The sequence below is a fragment of the Flavobacterium algoris genome (genome assembly GCF_048158525.1).
In the GTDB taxonomy this organism is placed as follows: Bacteria; Bacteroidota; Bacteroidia; order Flavobacteriales; family Flavobacteriaceae; genus Flavobacterium; species Flavobacterium algoris.
On record NZ_JBLNKT010000011.1, the window covers coordinates 54,263 to 70,799 of the forward strand.

Consider the following 16,537-nt stretch of genomic DNA (forward strand, 5'->3'; position numbering starts at 1 on the left):
CATTCCAACAGTGAAATGTATTAATTTTATAAAAACACAAATACTCCTGGCAAAATAGCCCAGACAGCGGTGAAAAGCCTATAGGGAAATAAAATTGTTTTTTCGTGTACAGGCAAAGCGACCAAAGGAAGCTCCTATGAGTGCAATAGAAAAAAAATGGCCGAATCCCGAAACTTCGGGATTGAAACGTAGGGCTGGAATAGCTCTTAAAAAATAAAAATCTATGAGTACAGTAGCAACAGTAGCAGAAGCATCGCATCACTTGAAGCCATTAATAAGCGATTTGGGACTAATCCTAATGACCGCAGGAGTGGCCGTTTTGTTGTTTAAAAAAATCAAACAACCGCTCGTTTTGGGATATTTGATTGCTGGATTTTTGGCAGGAAATCATTTTAATTTTTTTCCATCGGTAACAGATATTAAAAGTGTGGAGGTTTGGGCAGAAATTGGGGTGATCTTTTTATTATTCAGTTTGGGTCTCGAATTTAGTTTTAAAAAATTGATGAAAGTAGGCGGAACAGCTTCTATTACCGCGATTACTCAAATTTTAACGATGGTATTAGTTGGTTTTCTCGTAGGCCAATGGATGGATTGGTCGAAAATGGATAGTATCTTTTTAGGCGTTATACTTTCCATTTCATCAACTACAATTATTCTAAAAACATTTGACGAGTTAGGTGTAAAAGCACAAAAATTTGCCGGAATAGTAATCGGCTCGCTTATTGTTCAGGATATAATTGCCATTTTGATGATGGTTTTACTTTCTACTGTGGCTGTGAGTCAGCAATTTTCGGGTAGTGAATTGTTTTTATCTGTTTTAAAATTGGTTTTTTTCTTAACGATATGGTTTGTTGGAGGTATCTTTTTTATTCCAACATTACTCAAAAGAGCAAAACATTTATTATCCGATGAAATGTTGCTTATTATTTCGCTAGCATTATGTTTAATGATGGTAATTCTTGCCGCAGATGTTGGTTTTTCACCGGCTCTTGGCGCATTTATTATGGGCTCTATCATTGCCGAAACAACTCAAGCCGAACATATTGAGCATTTAGTAAAGCCCGTTAAGGATTTATTTGGAGCAATTTTCTTTGTATCAGTTGGGATGTTAATCAATCCGCAAACCTTATATGCACATGCAATTCCTGTAATGATTTTGACTGTTGTTACTATTTTTGGCCAATCAATAAGTTCAACAATTGGAGCATTACTTTCCGGGCAACCATTAAAACAATCGGTGCAAACAGGAATGAGTTTGTCACAAATTGGTGAATTTTCTTTTATTATTGCCACATTGGGAATGACACTGAATGTAACCAGTTCTTTCCTGTATCCTATAGTGGTGGCGGTTTCAGCAGTGACTACTTTTACCACTCCGTTTATGATAAAAATGTCTACTCCGTTTTCAGAATACTTATCTAAAAAATTACCTAGAAGATGGATTAAAAGAATTGAGCGTTATAGTGCGAATGCTCAAGCCATTAAATCAGTTAGCAATTGGCAGATTGTAATCAACGCTTATATCGTTCAAGTCGTTGTTTACTCCGTAATTATATTTGCCGCAATTTTACTTTCCTCAAAATATCTTTTACCAATGGTCACTGATTTTAAATTTGGTAATGCCATAGGTGCCCTAATTACCTTGGTGGTACTTTCTCCATTTTTATGGGCACTGTCATTACGCCGTGTCGCAGTAAATGAAGTGGCAATCTTGCTTGAAGAACGGAAGTATCGTGGTCCAATCTTGATGATGTTTTTATTACGATTACTTCTAACCATATTTTTTATTGGATTTTTATTAAATATTTTCTTTTCTCCAGTTATTGCTTTCATCACATTGATTGTAGCTCTAGTTGTTTATTTTGTTTTTCAAAAAAGATTAAATGCACAATATCATAAAATTGAAAATCATTTCTTAAAAAACCTAAATGCCCGAGAAATCACCAAAGCTAAAAGAAGCAGAAGTGACTTATCACCTTGGGATGGTCACATGACTTTTTTCGATATTGCAACAGAGTCAAATATTGCCGGAAAGACATTGGAAGAACTAAAAATCAGGGAACAAATTGGGATAAATATTGCGTTTATCAAAAGAGGGGATATTATGATCAATATTCCCAATAAAAATGAGCGTATCTTTCCTGGCGATGAAATTTGTGTAATTGGTACTGATACACAGGTGGCAGCATTTAAATCCTATTTAGACCAGCATGAAATTGATGTTCCTAATGCAGTCAAAGAAGCCGAAATTGTGTTGCGACAAATAGAATTAAAAAATGAAGCATTTATAGGGAAAAGCATCCGTCAATCACAATTACGAGAAAAAACTAGCGGTCTGATTGTAGGAATAGAAAAAAAAGGAAACCGAATTCTCAATCCAGAATCTAATGTTATTCTTGAAAAAAATGATATCCTTTGGATTGTGGGTGACAAAAAATTACTAGCGGATTTGGTTCATAATTAGAATCCTCTCCCGACCCTCTCCAAAGGAGAAGACGAAATAGTTAATAATTATACTAAAAAAAAAGTGCAAGAAAATCATCTTGCACTTTTATTATGTTTGTCTTTTTAAACTATTTTATCTCGAATAATTCGGAGCTTCTTTAGTGATTGTCACATTGTGTGGATGACTTTCGTTGATTCCGCTTGCAGTAATACGAACAAAACGACCCGTATCTTGTAAAGTAGGAATATCTTTTGATCCACAATATCCCATTCCGGCACGAAGACCACCAATGAATTGTTGCATACTTTCATTCAATTCTCCTTTGTAAGGCACACGACCTACGATTCCTTCCGGTACCAGTTTCTTAACATCATCTTCCACATCTTGAAAATAACGATCTTTTGACCCTTCCTGCATCGCTTCAACAGAACCCATTCCTCGGTATGATTTGAATTTTCTTCCTTCGAAAATAATAGTTTCTCCAGGAGACTCTATTGTTCCGGCTAGTAAAGAACCTAACATCACACAATCAGCACCTGCGGCAATCGCTTTAGGAATATCACCTGTGTAACGAATTCCACCATCAGCAATTACGGGAACTCCAGTCCCTTTAATCGCTGCAGCCACTTCAAGAACAGCTGAAAATTGTGGAAAACCAACACCCGCAACAATACGAGTAGTACAAATAGAACCCGGTCCTATTCCTACTTTAACCCCATCAGCACCATTTTCAACAAGATATTTCGCCGCTTCGGGAGTCGCAATATTACCAACAATAACGTCTAAGTTAGGGAATTTAGCTTTCACTAATTTTAGTACATCTACAACTCCTTTTGTATGTCCATGAGCGGTATCGATTATAACTGCATCTACTCCGGCATTCACCAAAGCAGTCGCTCTTTCAACTGCATCTGCAGTAACGCCTAATGCTGCAGCAACACGTAAACGTCCGAATTTGTCTTTATTTGCATTTGGTTTTTGAGTCAATTTGGTAATGTCTCTAAACGTAATAAGACCTACTAATTTATAATCCGCATTTACTACTGGAAGTTTTTCGATTTTATACCCTTGTAAAACTACTTCGGCTTGTTCAAGAGAAGTACCTTCAGCAACTGTGACCAAGTTTTCACTTGTCATTACCTCAACAATAGGTCTGGCATTGTTTTTTTCGAAACGTAAATCTCTATTCGTAACAATACCTTTTAATATTTTGTTTTCATCGACAATTGGAATACCTCCAATCCCGAATTCTTTCATCGCATTTTTAGCATCGGCTACAGTCGAAGACAATGGCAAAGTCACTGGATCAATAATCATCCCGGACTCAGCTCTTTTTACTTTACGAACTTTTGCAGCTTGTTGCTCAATAGTCATGTTTTTATGTAAAACTCCAATTCCTCCTTCTTGCGCCATAGCAATTGCCATTGCACTTTCAGTAACAGTATCCATAGCAGCAGATACAATAGGAACGTTAAGTGTTATGTTTCTTGAAAATTTTGATTGAATACTCACTTCGCGTGGAAGAACATTTGAGTAGTTGGGAACTAATAGTACATCATCGTAAGTTAATCCTTCACCGATAATCTTAGAATTGTGTGCGATCATTGCAATTTGTAGTTGTAGTTAAATTGCGTGCAAATATAGACAATCTTAAGCGAAAAAACGACAGTTTTTTATAATAAATGATTAAATTGCATTAACAGCCAATAATTTCTGTGACTAGCTACTGTATTTGCTTACAATCTATAAATTTGATTCATTTCTTTTCATGGCAGAAACTAAACAACAATTAAAAGGGCTTTCCAATGATGAAGTTATCCAATCAAGAGCAAAATACGGTTCTAATTCCATAGCTCATCAGGATAAAAATAATTTCTTTACTTCTTTAATCGAAATGGTTAAAGAGCCAATGTTTTTGTTGCTTGTAATTGCAACCAGTATCTATTTCATCACGGGAGATTTTGGCAATGGGATTTTCATGGCTGTCGCTATAGTAATCGTTTCTACTATTTCACTTTATCAAGAATCAAAAAGTAGAAACGCTATTGAATCACTAAAAAAATTATCACAACCTAAAAGCAAAGTCATTCGCAACTGCGAAATTATGGAAATTCCAAGTGAAGAAATTGTCATGGGAGATTTGATTCAAACAGAAGAAGGCACCTTCATCCCAGCTGACGGAATCATCATACAATCCAATGATTTTTCTATAAACGAATCCATTCTTACAGGCGAATCGCTTGCGGTTTTTAAAAATGAAACTTCTGAAAACAAGCAGGTATTTCTGGGAACAATTGCCACTAGCGGTTTGGCAATTTGTGAAGTAACTGCAATTGGTAACCAAACTAAACTGGGTAAAATAGGTAAAAGTCTGGAAACAATTATAGAAGAAAAAACGCCTTTGCAATTGCAAATAGGGAACTTTGTAAAAAAAATGTCCCTCATTGGGTTAGTCATTTTTGGTATTGTTTGGGCGATTAATTATTATAATTCCGACGATGTTTTAGACAGCCTCTTGAAAGCACTAACCTTAGCAATGAGTATTATTCCTGAAGAAATCCCTGTTGCTTTCACGACTTTTATGGCGCTTGGTGCCTGGCGGTTGATGAATATGGGTATTATTGCAAAACAGACAAAAACTGTGGAAACCTTGGGTAGTGCCACCGTAATTTGTACTGATAAAACAGGGACCATTACTGAAAACAAAATGAGTCTGGCGCAATGGTATACTTTTTCGTCGAATGAAATTTCGAATCCAAAAGAAATCCTGAATAGCAAAGAACAGGAATTAGTAACGCTCTCTATGTGGGCCAGTGAACCTATTCCGTTTGACGCAATGGAAATTGCTTTACATGAAGCGTATTCAAAATTAGAAAGTATTGATGAACGACCTAATTTCAAATTAATCCATGAATATCCATTGAGTGGAAAACCGCCCATGATGACTCATGTTTTTGAAAGCCAAAACGGCACAAGAATTATTGCCGCCAAAGGCGCTCCGGAAGCATTAATTGCTTGTTCTAATTTATCCGAAAAAGAGACACAACGAATCCTTACCGCAATGACAACTATGGCTGAAGAAGGATTCCGTGTTTTAGGAGTTGGCGTTGCTGAATTTTCAGGAACAGATTATCCAAAAAAACAACAGGATTTTTCATTTCATTTTAAAGGCTTAGTGGCTTTTTATGATCCTCCAAAAGAAAACATAAAAGCGGTTTTTGACACTTTTTATAAAGCTGGAATTCAGGTAAAAATAGTTACGGGTGATAACGCAGTGACCACAGCTACAATCGCTAAACAAATTGGTTTTCAAAACGCAAAAAAAACATTGAATGGTGATGAATTAATGGCAATGGATGAGGCAACGCTAAAAGAAAAAGTGATGGAAACCACCATTTTCACAAGAATGTTTCCTGAGGCGAAACTCAAAATTATAAAAGCGCTGAAAGATAACAATCAAATTGTAGCCATGACTGGCGATGGTGTAAACGATGGTCCTGCCCTAAAATCAGCTCACATAGGAATTGCCATGGGCAAAAAAGGCACCGAAATAGCCAAACAAGCCGCTAATCTTATTCTCGTTGACGATGATTTTTCTAAAATGATTGACGCCATTGCAATGGGTAGAAAAATATACAGTAATCTAAAAAAAGCCATTCAATACATCATTTCCATACACATTCCAATCATAATGATCGTCTTTATTCCATTGGCATTGGGATGGATTTATCCCAATATTTTTTCGCCGGTACATGTTATTTTTCTGGAGATAATTATGGGACCAACTTGTTCCATAATTTATGAAAACGAACCTATGGAACGCAACTTAATGTTGCTCAAACCAAGACCTTTTACCAATACTTTTTTCAACCTAAAAGAGATTGCCATTAGTATTATTCAAGGTATAATAATCACTATTGGACTTTTATTTGTCTATCGGTATTGTGTGGCTGATAATTGCTCCGAAAGCGTGACGAGAACTACCGTTTTCTTAACATTAATAGCTTCTAATATTTTCTTGACGCTTACTAATCGTTCCTTTTACTATTCCATATTTACAACTTTAGGCTATAAAAACAATTTAGTTCTACTGATTATTGGCTTGACAATTCTAATCACTGCTTTATTGTTGTTTATTCCCTTATTTGCCCATTTTTTCCAGTTCGAAAGTGTTTCAGGTTTACAAATGGGATTGAGTATATTAGTGGGATTTGTTTCAGTACTTTGGATAGAAATTTACAAATGGTTTAAAAGACAAAACCACAAATAATCAGCTATTAATAAGGCTCATTACTGTCTTTAAAAATAATGTTTAATCCAAATTGAAAAGATAGACTATTGGCTTTTGCCAAATCATGATATTCTAACAAGTTATCTGCAAGCACATATAAATTGAGCTTTCCAAACTGGCCAGACAATCCCAAACCTATATTTTTATAAGAATATGAATCTAATGTATAAGTTGCTTTTATTTGTAAAGAATTTAAAATACGCCTTCTGTAATAGGTGGTAAAAGCCATAAAAGGTAATCTTGGAGTAGACATAACAAACAATTGAGCTCCAACAGCATTTTTATATTCAGACTCAGTGCCATCACAATTACACTCTTTATTTCTTGCATCATCAAATGAATATTGGATAGACGAATTAAACTTCGCGGGACGCCAAGTAGTGTATTTAGTATATAAAGTATCCAATGGAATTGCGTCTTTAAATTCCTGGTATATATTTCCTGAAGAATTCCCATTTGTAAACTTAGGAGTTATTCCTTCGTATTTATAATATCCCTTATAGGTGAAAGTTTCCACATCTTTAGCGTGCTTTATAAATCCAACATCAACAATACTTGCCGTAAACTGAATATTTTTTTTAGGATAATACGTAAGTCCGGCATCGAAGCCTAGCCCTAAATCACCTCCGAAAAAAGCTTTTTTAGTGATATCTTTTACTATATCGCCTGAATAATCTTTTTCAGTATATTTTGAAATTCCAGAGGTATTGACTTCTAAATTAGAAGAAATAACTTGTTCATAAATTCCATTAGTAGACGGAATAGTATAAATATATCCTGAATTTTTAGTCGAAGTAGCATTAAAAGCACTGGAATAAATTTTTCCTCTTACCCCAACAATCAGGTTCTCATTTATATTTTTATGAAATCCGACATGAAGAACCGAAAGCATTTCAGCCTTTATATTTAAATCGCCCAAATCAAATACTTTTCCTAAATAATTACTATTTCCATCCAAAGCCAGTATGGCTAAATCTTTAGGTATATAACTCAGAAAATCAAATTCCTGATACATTCCAAATGAAATATAAGAGTTACTTTCCCAATCACCTACTTTGAAACCTCCAGTAAATAATTCTATCTGCTCATTGATTGTTGCTTTATCTTTTCTGGTGGTGGAAAATACAACATTCCGCAATTTGACATTAAAATCAACTCCATCATTGGCAAACAAATCGTAGGCTGAGAATCCGCTGGAGCCAATATTTGCAGAAATTCCAGATAATAACGGAATTCCAAAATATCCTTTATATTTCACATCAGAACCTGGGTTAGTCATTAAAGACTGAGGAACTGAAGTAAAATTATATAAAATTTGCTTGTTTTGGGAAATAGATTTAACTGATATAAATAGAACAAAAAGGAAGATTATTTTTCTCATTGTATAACTAAATAAGCAGTTACACTTGAACGTAATATTATGCTTCCTGTACTATTCTTAGTCAATAAAGGTCCTGGAGACATCTTGAGAATAAAAGCAATTTTAGTGGTTCTTTTCAATAAATCAAGTTTAGCATTTGCAAACACATCGGTTTTAGTTACCAAATTTTTAACTCCCGTGTAAGCAGGTATAACAAAATTAGTAAAATAAAGAGGCTGATTATTTTTGTCCAAATACACTAAGTCTAAAGTGTAAGCTCTATTTATAGTATTATTGATTTCAAAAAAGAAATCAGCTCTTGCTAAATTATTTTTAAAGAAAGCATCATTAAAAACATCAACGGTAGGCGTATCAATAGTTACAGTTTGTTCCACGCCATTAGTTACAAATTGATTTGCAGGAACATCAAAATAAGCCAAATTAGCAACAACAACAGGTTCTAATTTCAAATCATTTGCCTGATTAAAATCAAGATTACTCGAACATGAAAAAGAAAATAACACCAAAATTAGTGTTCCTAAAATTCTATTGAAAACCAGTAGTTTCATTTTATTTATTTATTAAAATCAACCTCATAATTACTAAACTATCAACGTACCAAAGTGCTACTTATTATTATTTTTATTCCTATTCTAAAAGTTATTTTTTTCTAATGAAATTCCACAAACAACTTAGAAGCCTCATTATAAGCGCTTTCAAAACTCATAGGGCTTGTATTGGTGTTTTCTTTTTGTGAAGTAAAATAAGACAATAATTTTTCCGTGGGCATATTTCCTGTTAAGTCATCCGTTGCCATAGGACATCCACCAAAACCTTGTACTGCTCCATCAAAACGTCGGCAACCTGCTTTGTAGGCGGCATCAATTTTTTCAAACCATTTATCAGGCGTGGTATGAAGATGGGCACCAAACTCTATTTTAGGATATTTTGGAATTAAATTCGAAAATAAATAGGAGATTACATCTGGTGTCGAACTTCCCACCGTATCAGATAGAGAAAGTATTCTAACTCCCATATCAGATAATTTTTGGGTCCACTCGCCTACTATTTCAGTGTTCCAAGGATCTCCATACGGATTTCCAAAACCCATAGAAAGATAAGCCACCACTTCTTTATTGCTTTTGTCAGCAATTTCAAGAATTTCTTGTAACGTGATTAAAGATTCGGCTATTGTTTTGTGTGTATTTCGCATTTGGAAATTCTCTGAAATCGAAAAAGGAAAACCTAAATAGTGGATTTCTGGATGAACAGAAGCTAGAGCTGCACCTTGTGTATTAGCAATAATCGCAAGAAGTTTGCTTCTGGTTTGAGACAAATCAAGTTGTGCCAAAACTGCTGCGGTATCCTGCATTTGCGGAATCGCTTTTGGCGAAACAAAACTCCCAAAATCTATGGAATCAAATCCTACACGCAATAACGATTGTATATAAGATACTTTTCGCTCAGTAGGAATAAATTGCTTAATGCCTTGCATGGCATCGCGTGGACATTCTATAATTTTTATTGGCTCCATAGAAATCCAAAGATAGAAAAACAATTATGAATTTTAAATTATGAATTTTAAATTTCACTAAATTGATAGTATTATGTATTTTGGGAATAAATAAAAATAGTACATAATTTGGTACTATTAAAAACCAAACCTACAATCGCTCTAAAATCTTTTTGTTGATTGCTTTTACCAAAGCTGGCCCTTCATAAATAAAACCAGTGTATAATTGTACTAAACAAGCTCCTGCTTCCAATTTTTCTATAGCATCGTCAGCAGAATGGATTCCTCCAACTCCAATAATAGGAAAGGCTTTGTTACTTTTTTCAGATAAAAATCGGATTACTTCAGTGGAACGTTTTGTCAATGGCTTTCCTGATAATCCACCCATTTCATTTTTATTTTCAGATTGTAATCCTTCTCTTGAAATTGTGGTATTAGTTGCAATAACTCCAGCTATTTTGGTTTCTTTGATAATATCTATAATGTCCAGTAATTGCTCATCGGTTAAATCAGGAGCAATTTTTAGGAGAATTGGCTTTTGCTTTGGCTTAGCCAAATTCTTATTTTGCAAAGTTTGTAATAATTGTGTCAATGGCTCCTTGTCTTGCAGAGCGCGAAGATTTGGCGTATTTGGCGAACTCACGTTTACCACAAAATAATCTACATAATCATACAACGCATCAAAACAAATTTCGTAATCTGAAGTTGCTTCTTCGTTTGGAGTTAGCTTGTTTTTCCCAATATTTCCACCTATTAAAACATCTTGATTGCTTTTTAATTGTTCTACAGCTTCCTGAACACCGCCATTATTAAATCCCATTCTGTTGATAATCGCGCTATCTTCTTTTAGACGAAACAAACGCTTTTTAGGGTTCCCCTCTTGTCCTTTTGGAGTAAGAGTCCCTATTTCGATAAAACCAAAACCAAAGTTAGATAATTCTTTATACAACTTGGCATCTTTATCAAAACCAGCAGCTAAGCCAACCGGATTTTTAAATTTTAATCCAAAAACTTCCGTTTCTAATCTGGGGTCATTTACTTCGTAAAGCGATTTAAAAATAAATGAAAATCCTGGGATTTTAGACAAGAAACGAATCAATGAAAAAGTAAAGTAATGAACCTTTTCAGGATCAAAACAAAAAAGTATCTGGCGAATAAGTAATTTATACATGGTTATTGTGTTGGTGATGCAAAAATAGAACTATCTATTCGATAATTAAATATTTGTAAAATAATTTTACAAATCATTTCAATTAACTTGAAACAAGGATTTATTTAGCTGATATGTTTTCAACTTTTACAAATACAAGGTAATTTATATTTTTGTTGATTTCAATTCAATAAAATAACAATAATCACCAAATTTTATAGCATGTTAATTTCACATTAAAATATTACTAACGATAAAATTTAAACAAAAAAAAAGAAACCGAAATTATTAAAATATATTTTCGGTTTCTAAACTCAAAAAAATAAATGCTTTTTTAAATACTTAGAACAACATTTATTTTTTTTCCATTTTCATTTTTTCCTTTTCCATTTTCATCTTCATTTTTTCTTTTTCCATTTTCTCTTTTTCTATTTTCATTTTATCCTTCATCATCATTCCATTCATATCCATCATGTCTCCATTTTTCAGCATCATCTTTTTACCATTTTTCATTTTAACTTTACCATTAGGATAAACAATAGAGCCATCAGACAAAGTCATTTCTTTAGACAAAAGCATTTTTTTATCATTTTTCATTACCATCATCTTACCATCTTTCATCATTAAATAGTCTTTTTCTTGTACCATTTTCAGATCATGCATCTTTAAATTATGCATTTTTGAATTCTTAGCCATACTCCCTAAAGAGAATATAAGGACTACTAACAAAACGAATGAATTTTTCATAATTATTTGATTTTTAAATGTTTATAACGATAAAATTACAAAAAAATTATTTATTTAAATAAACAATATCATAATTTATTTTTAAAAAAAATCTATTAAATAGCATGATTTTAAAACATCTGATGATGATTGGAAAAATATGCTTACAAAAATTAGAACTACAATTAATCTTCCTTAAAATTCATAAATAAAAGATAAGTTGTAATTATAAAAATATTAAAGTCTATTAAATCATATATATTTACTCAAAATTAATTTTGATCTAATATCTTATAACGATAAGTAATTCGCAAATTAATCTATATAATAGCAAAATATATACTAAACTAAATTCATGAGTATGCTTAATCATAAAAACTGGCACGAAAAACACATTGGAACATTAGGCTTTGGAAGCCGTTTAGCAGATTCAGTTGCAAAAGGAATGGGGTCCTGGAAATTCATTATTATTCAAACCATTTTAGTTGTTCTTTGGATGGCATTAAATCTAATTGGATTCATGTACCACTGGGATGTATATCCATTTATTTTACTAAACCTTCTTTTTTCTACACAAGCGGCCTATGCAGCTCCTATTATTATGATGTCCCAAAACAGGCAAAATGATAGAGACAGAGTTCAAGCACAAGCGGATTACCAAACGAATATAGATGCGAAACTGGAAATAGAGGCTTTAACAATACAATTGAATAAATTAGAAGTAGAAAAATTAGATGTAATCATTGCAATGTTGGAAGAAATGAAGAAAAATTCTGTAAAATAAAATCTAAAATATAATAAAGTGATTTAAGCAAAATTATAGATTTTATAATCATTAAAAAAGCATGTGATTTCTTTATTCATTATGTTAAGTATTCAATCAAACATTCTCTTTTTAGCGTATTCATTTCATTTTTTTTAATAGAAATAAAGAAAAGACAAACTCTTCTCAATAAAATGATTCTCTAAATAAGCAGTATATTTGTATCTCATTAAAAAACACTTTATGCAACATATTATTGACCGTTTCATTGGTTATGTAACTATAGATACCGAATCTGACCCCAACTCAGAAACTACACCAAGCACTGAAAAACAATGGAATTTAGCCAATAAACTGGTGAAGGAATTGAAAGCTATTGGAATGCAAGACGTGACAATTGATGACAAAGCCTATATCATGGCTACTTTGCCAAGTAATGTAGATCATGAAGTCCCTACCATTGGGTTTATTTCTCACTTTGACACTTCTCCTGATTTTAGCGGTGCAAACGTGAAACCCCAAATTGTCCCTAATTATGATGGCAAAGACATTATCTTAAATGCCGATAAAAACATTGTATTATCACCTAGCTATTTTAAAGACTTGTTACTTTATAAAGGACAAACTTTGATTACTACTGACGGAACAACCCTATTAGGAGCCGATGATAAAGCCGGAATTACTGAAATCGTAACCGCAATGGAATTTCTTATCAAAAATCCAGCTATCCCACACGGAAAAATCAGAGTTAGTTTTACCCCTGATGAAGAAATTGGTCGCGGTGCGCACCACTTTGATGTGGAGAAATTTGGCGCAGATTGGGCATACACTATGGATGGCAGCCAAGTAGGCGAACTGGAATACGAAAATTTTAATGCGGCTGGTGCCAAAATTATTTTCAAAGGAAAAAGCGTTCATCCAGGGTACGCCAAAGGCAAAATGATTAACTCCATGTTGATCGCCAATGACTTTATAAATGAATTACCAAAAGAGGAAACACCCCAAGAAACAAGAGGTTACGAAGGTTTTTTCCATGTTCATCATTTAACGGGAAGTATCGAAGAAACGGTTTTGGAACTTATCATTCGGGATCATAACAAGAAAAAGTTTGAGAAACGCAAAGAATTAATTGCGAAAATCACTCGAAAAATCAACAAGAAATTTGCGAAACAATTTGGTGAAGATATCGTTATTGCTGAGATAAAAGACCAATATTACAATATGAAAGAAAAGGTTTTACCGGTAAAACATATTGTGGATATTGCGGAAAAAGCGATGAGAGAATTGGATATAAAACCCCTTATCAAAGCGATACGTGGCGGAACAGATGGTTCCCAATTATCCTATAAAGGATTGCCTTGCCCAAATATTTTTGCCGGTGGACATAATTTCCACGGAAAATACGAATATGTTCCTGTAGAAAGCATGCAAAAAGCAGTTAATGTAATTGTAAAAATTGCTGAACTAACTGCCGCAGGTGATTTCACTAAAACGGAAGAAATAGCTAAAAACAAAAAATAATTGGAACCTCTAAAAACCAATACACACATTTGGGATAAAGTCAATAATTGGTCCGAAGAATTAGAATTACTAAAATCAATTATTGCTCAAACGGAACTCATTGAAACCACGAAATGGGGCGGTTGTGTTTATGTCCTAAATGGTAAGAATGTACTTGGAATTGGAGGATTCAAAAACTATTTTGCGATTTGATTTTTTAATGGTGTTTTCCTGAAAGATGAAGAACAAGTTTTGGTTAATGCACAAGAAGGTGTTACCAAATCGTTGCGACAATGGCGTTTTTCATCCAAAGATCAAGTCGATCAGGCAGCAGTTTTAAATTATATCCATGAAGCTATAGAAAATAAAAAGCAACGAAAAAATTTTAAACCTGAAAAAGGAAAAAGTATAGTTTCTGAACTTTTTCAAAAGGAATTAGACGCCGATATCAATTTAGCGGAAGCGTTTCTAAAATTCTCCCCTTACAAACAAAAAGATTTTTTGGAATACATTGAAACCGCAAAACGAGAGGAAACCAAACGTTCTCGAATCGAAAAAATAAAACCAATGATAGTAGATAACATTGGTTTAAATGACAAATACCGATAATATCAAATCCCATTTCTAAAGTATCAGAATGGGATTTTTTATTAAACCTCATCACAATCACATCGTAATAGCTGGATCTACGATTCATTTTCAAAACAACTCCTTAAATCTTTTGAAAAAGAAACCATCCAATTTAAACTTCCGTTCTTGAATTCTATTTGTTCTAAATTAGACTGTTTTATGTAAATTATACTGAAAAACTTAACATTGCCCAGTGTATTAAATCACTATATTTACTTACAATACCTTAATGATTTAGTAACACCAGATCAACTATTTGGTTTAATTGTATAAAATAATCCTAATACTTTAAAATTATGATACAAAAGAAAGAAGAGGAAAATGCGTCAGTATCTCCCGAAAAACCTGAAATTGAAAAGCCCGTTAGTGCCAAGAAAACTAAAGTAACCAAACCTTCCGAAGAACCAGTTGAAGTAATTGAGCCGGTAATTGAAGAAATCACAACGGAAACTATAGAAATTCACACCATTAATCCAGAGGATGACAATGACGTTTCAAATAAGAAAAAAAGTAAAAACGAAACTAAAAAGAAAGTAAAAATGAAAGACAAAGACAAGAAAAAGGCCAAAAAAGCTGACGCTAAAGAAAAAGCAAAACAAAAAGCGAAAGCAAAAGCCAAAAAGGCCAAAAAAGCCAAAAAAGATAAAGCTAAAAAAGCGAAAGTCAAAGCAAAAATAAAAGCTAAAAAGGCCAAGGCAAAATCTAAAAAAGCAAAGAAGAATAAAAAGAATAAAAAATAAGCCTATTATTTTTTATCAAAAAAAAGCCCCAATACGATTAATCGGTTGGGACTTTTTTAATTTATTACCGCGTGAACTATTTTTTGTTCAATGCTGCGCTCATCTCCATAGAAATAGCGGAACGCTCCATTTTAAGTTTTCCAGACATCGTTTCAACAACAACAGTTGTATCAGCTAGCTCAGAAACTTTTCCATGAAGACCACTTTTAGTAATGATTTTGTCTCCTACTTTCAAAGTGCTTTCAAATTCTTTTTCGTTTTTAGCCTTTTTTTGTTGTGGTCTGATCATAAAGAAATAGATTACCACAAACATTAATAGAAACGGCGCAAATTGAGTTAATTGTCCCATAATTTTAATTCTCTTTTTTTATTTATAAATATTACATTAAACCACGACCGGCTTTAATAATTTTTTTACTGGCCTCCAGTTCTTTTACTAAATTATCTAAAATTCCGTTGATAAAAATACTACTTTTCGGTGTAGAATATTCTTTGGCAACTTCTAAATATTCATTTAAGGTAACTTTCACAGGAATAGAAGGAAATTTCAAAAATTCACAGATTGCCATTTTAAGAATAATGGTGTCAATTTCAGCAATTCTATCGCTGTCCCAGTTAGGGGTTTTATCAACATATTCCTTGGCTAATTCCTTTTCGTTTAAGACTGTTTTTCGAAACAAATCCTTAACAAAGTCTTTATCCTCATTGTCTTTGTACAATTTTGGAACTCTGAAATTATCATCCTCACCAGATTTGATAACTTTCAATTGCTTGATAATATGCGTATTCACTAACGGAATATCATCCACCCAAGTCAACTTATCGTCCTCTAAATATTCGTACAATTTTTCATTAGGAACAATCACTTCCATGAACAAATCAACGATAAATTGCCTGTCTTCTTCAAATGTATTGATAGAATTACTCATGTAATTCTCATACAATTTACTGGCTTTTATATCGTTAAGAAGCAATAAAATATAATCGTCGTTTAAAGTCCAATTATTGATTTTACGGGTTTCCAGTGCAATACTTAGTGAATTATTTTCGGAAAGGATTTGAAAAATTTTATTTTTGATGAATTTTTCGTTGGGTTTACGCTCCTCGGGAGTGGCAAGATGTTTCAGACTTGATTTATGTAAAAAGACCGTTTCCGTTTTACAAATTTCAATCAGCGAAGAAAGCATTATAAGGTATAAATCTTGAATATTGTCGATACTGTAAAAAAGGAATTTTTCTTCTTTCTCTAGATTATCTGAACCGCTTTGATGCATCGCATAAATGGATTGCATTACTTTAACGCGTATGTGTCTTCTATTTACCACCTTGTAAGAACTTTTATTAATTAGTCTGCAAAAATAAGAATTTCATTTTTTAAAATAAAATTAAAACAGCAAAAAAAGCTTTTGGTTCTAATT

15 protein-coding genes are annotated in these 16,537 nt (G+C 33.1%); 7 read left to right on the top strand and 8 right to left on the bottom strand.

The genetic code is table 11. The features are described from left to right. Positions 1–223 precede the first annotated feature (223 nt). Complete coding sequence (locus tag ACM55I_RS08055) at positions 224–2,464, top strand: cation:proton antiporter domain-containing protein (protein ID WP_416846255.1); 2,241 nt, start codon at positions 224–226, stop codon at positions 2,462–2,464. Between the two features lie 114 nt (positions 2,465–2,578). On the opposite strand, the gene guaB is transcribed toward ACM55I_RS08055, so the two are convergent. Next, positions 2,579–4,051 (bottom strand): IMP dehydrogenase, encoded by a 1,473-nt coding sequence (gene guaB / locus ACM55I_RS08060; protein WP_416846256.1) that lies wholly within the window; start codon positions 4,049–4,051, stop codon positions 2,579–2,581. Positions 4,052–4,214: 163 nt separating this feature from the next. On the opposite strand from guaB, the gene ACM55I_RS08065 reads away from it, so the two are divergent. Next, entirely contained in the window at positions 4,215–6,716 is a 2,502-nt protein-coding gene (locus ACM55I_RS08065; RefSeq protein ID WP_416846257.1) for a cation-translocating P-type ATPase, read from the top strand. A gap of 7 nt (positions 6,717–6,723) precedes the next feature. Here ACM55I_RS08065 and ACM55I_RS08070 read toward each other — a convergent pair whose 3' ends face one another. The 5 genes from ACM55I_RS08070 to ACM55I_RS08090 all read right to left on the bottom strand — a co-directional run bounded on the left by ACM55I_RS08070 (position 6,724) and on the right by ACM55I_RS08090 (position 11,507). After that, positions 6,724–8,118, bottom strand: a complete 1,395-nt coding sequence (locus ACM55I_RS08070; RefSeq protein ID WP_416846258.1) for a DUF5723 family protein — start codon at positions 8,116–8,118, stop codon at positions 6,724–6,726. Further along, a complete protein-coding gene (locus ACM55I_RS08075; protein WP_416846259.1) occupies positions 8,115–8,666 on the bottom strand; it encodes a hypothetical protein in 552 nt (183 codons plus the stop codon). The genes ACM55I_RS08070 and ACM55I_RS08075 overlap by 4 nt, the downstream gene beginning before the upstream one ends. 101 nt (positions 8,667–8,767) lie before the next feature. Next, positions 8,768–9,631: a hydroxymethylglutaryl-CoA lyase gene (locus ACM55I_RS08080; RefSeq protein ID WP_416846260.1), complete on the bottom strand. Its 864-nt coding sequence runs from the start codon at positions 9,629–9,631 to the stop codon at positions 8,768–8,770. A 130-nt stretch (positions 9,632–9,761) separates the two neighbouring features. After that, positions 9,762–10,781, bottom strand: a complete 1,020-nt coding sequence (locus ACM55I_RS08085; protein WP_416846261.1) for a quinone-dependent dihydroorotate dehydrogenase — start codon at positions 10,779–10,781, stop codon at positions 9,762–9,764. Between the two features lie 333 nt (positions 10,782–11,114). Then, on the bottom strand, positions 11,115–11,507 hold the full coding sequence (locus ACM55I_RS08090) for a DUF6799 domain-containing protein (protein ID WP_416846262.1): 393 nt from the start codon (positions 11,505–11,507) through the stop codon (positions 11,115–11,117). 340 nt (positions 11,508–11,847) lie between these two features. On the opposite strand from ACM55I_RS08090, the gene ACM55I_RS08095 reads away from it, so the two are divergent. The 5 genes from ACM55I_RS08095 to ACM55I_RS08115 all read left to right on the top strand — a co-directional run bounded on the left by ACM55I_RS08095 (position 11,848) and on the right by ACM55I_RS08115 (position 15,119). Beyond that, positions 11,848–12,270 carry a DUF1003 domain-containing protein gene (locus ACM55I_RS08095; RefSeq protein ID WP_416846263.1) on the top strand — a complete coding sequence of 141 codons (423 nt, stop codon included), beginning with the start codon at positions 11,848–11,850 and terminating at the stop codon, positions 12,268–12,270. A 222-nt stretch (positions 12,271–12,492) separates the two neighbouring features. Beyond that, positions 12,493–13,770: a peptidase T gene (gene pepT / locus ACM55I_RS08100; RefSeq protein WP_416846264.1), complete on the top strand. Its 1,278-nt coding sequence runs from the start codon at positions 12,493–12,495 to the stop codon at positions 13,768–13,770. Then, on the top strand, positions 13,771–13,962 hold the full coding sequence (locus ACM55I_RS08105) for a DUF1801 domain-containing protein (protein ID WP_416846265.1): 192 nt from the start codon (positions 13,771–13,773) through the stop codon (positions 13,960–13,962). 39 nt (positions 13,963–14,001) lie between these two features. Continuing rightward, positions 14,002–14,358, top strand: coding sequence for a YdeI/OmpD-associated family protein (locus ACM55I_RS08110; protein WP_416846266.1), 357 nt, complete (start codon positions 14,002–14,004; stop codon positions 14,356–14,358). Between the two features lie 317 nt (positions 14,359–14,675). Beyond that, positions 14,676–15,119: a hypothetical protein gene (locus tag ACM55I_RS08115; protein ID WP_416846267.1), complete on the top strand. Its 444-nt coding sequence runs from the start codon at positions 14,676–14,678 to the stop codon at positions 15,117–15,119. A gap of 76 nt (positions 15,120–15,195) precedes the next feature. Here the strand turns inward: ACM55I_RS08115 and yajC are convergent, their stop codons facing one another. After that, positions 15,196–15,468 (bottom strand): preprotein translocase subunit YajC, encoded by a 273-nt coding sequence (yajC, locus tag ACM55I_RS08120; RefSeq protein WP_416846268.1) that lies wholly within the window; start codon positions 15,466–15,468, stop codon positions 15,196–15,198. Between the two features lie 31 nt (positions 15,469–15,499). Next, complete coding sequence (gene nusB / locus ACM55I_RS08125) at positions 15,500–16,411, bottom strand: transcription antitermination factor NusB (RefSeq protein WP_416846285.1); 912 nt, start codon at positions 16,409–16,411, stop codon at positions 15,500–15,502. Between the last annotated feature and the right edge of the window lie 126 nt (positions 16,412–16,537).

Bases quoted from the DNA above. Each gene is read 5' to 3' on its own strand.
- ACM55I_RS08080 (WP_416846260.1), bottom strand. From the start codon at position 9,631: ATGGAGCCAATAAAAATTATAGAATGTCCACGCGATGCCATGCAAGGC.
- ACM55I_RS08085 (WP_416846261.1), bottom strand. From the start codon at position 10,781: ATGTATAAATTACTTATTCGCCAGATACTTTTTTGTTTTGATCCTGAA.
- ACM55I_RS08095 (WP_416846263.1), top strand. From the start codon at position 11,848: ATGCTTAATCATAAAAACTGGCACGAAAAACACATTGGAACATTAGGC.
- guaB (WP_416846256.1), bottom strand. From the start codon at position 4,051: ATGATCGCACACAATTCTAAGATTATCGGTGAAGGATTAACTTACGAT.
- nusB (WP_416846285.1), bottom strand. From the start codon at position 16,411: ATGCAATCCATTTATGCGATGCATCAAAGCGGTTCAGATAATCTAGAG.
- ACM55I_RS08075 (WP_416846259.1), bottom strand. From the start codon at position 8,666: ATGAAACTACTGGTTTTCAATAGAATTTTAGGAACACTAATTTTGGTG.
- ACM55I_RS08070 (WP_416846258.1), bottom strand. From the start codon at position 8,118: ATGAGAAAAATAATCTTCCTTTTTGTTCTATTTATATCAGTTAAATCT.
- yajC (WP_416846268.1), bottom strand. From the start codon at position 15,468: ATGGGACAATTAACTCAATTTGCGCCGTTTCTATTAATGTTTGTGGTA.
- ACM55I_RS08055 (WP_416846255.1), top strand. From the start codon at position 224: ATGAGTACAGTAGCAACAGTAGCAGAAGCATCGCATCACTTGAAGCCA.
- pepT (WP_416846264.1), top strand. From the start codon at position 12,493: ATGCAACATATTATTGACCGTTTCATTGGTTATGTAACTATAGATACC.
- ACM55I_RS08090 (WP_416846262.1), bottom strand. From the start codon at position 11,507: ATGAAAAATTCATTCGTTTTGTTAGTAGTCCTTATATTCTCTTTAGGG.
- ACM55I_RS08065 (WP_416846257.1), top strand. From the start codon at position 4,215: ATGGCAGAAACTAAACAACAATTAAAAGGGCTTTCCAATGATGAAGTT.
- ACM55I_RS08115 (WP_416846267.1), top strand. From the start codon at position 14,676: ATGATACAAAAGAAAGAAGAGGAAAATGCGTCAGTATCTCCCGAAAAA.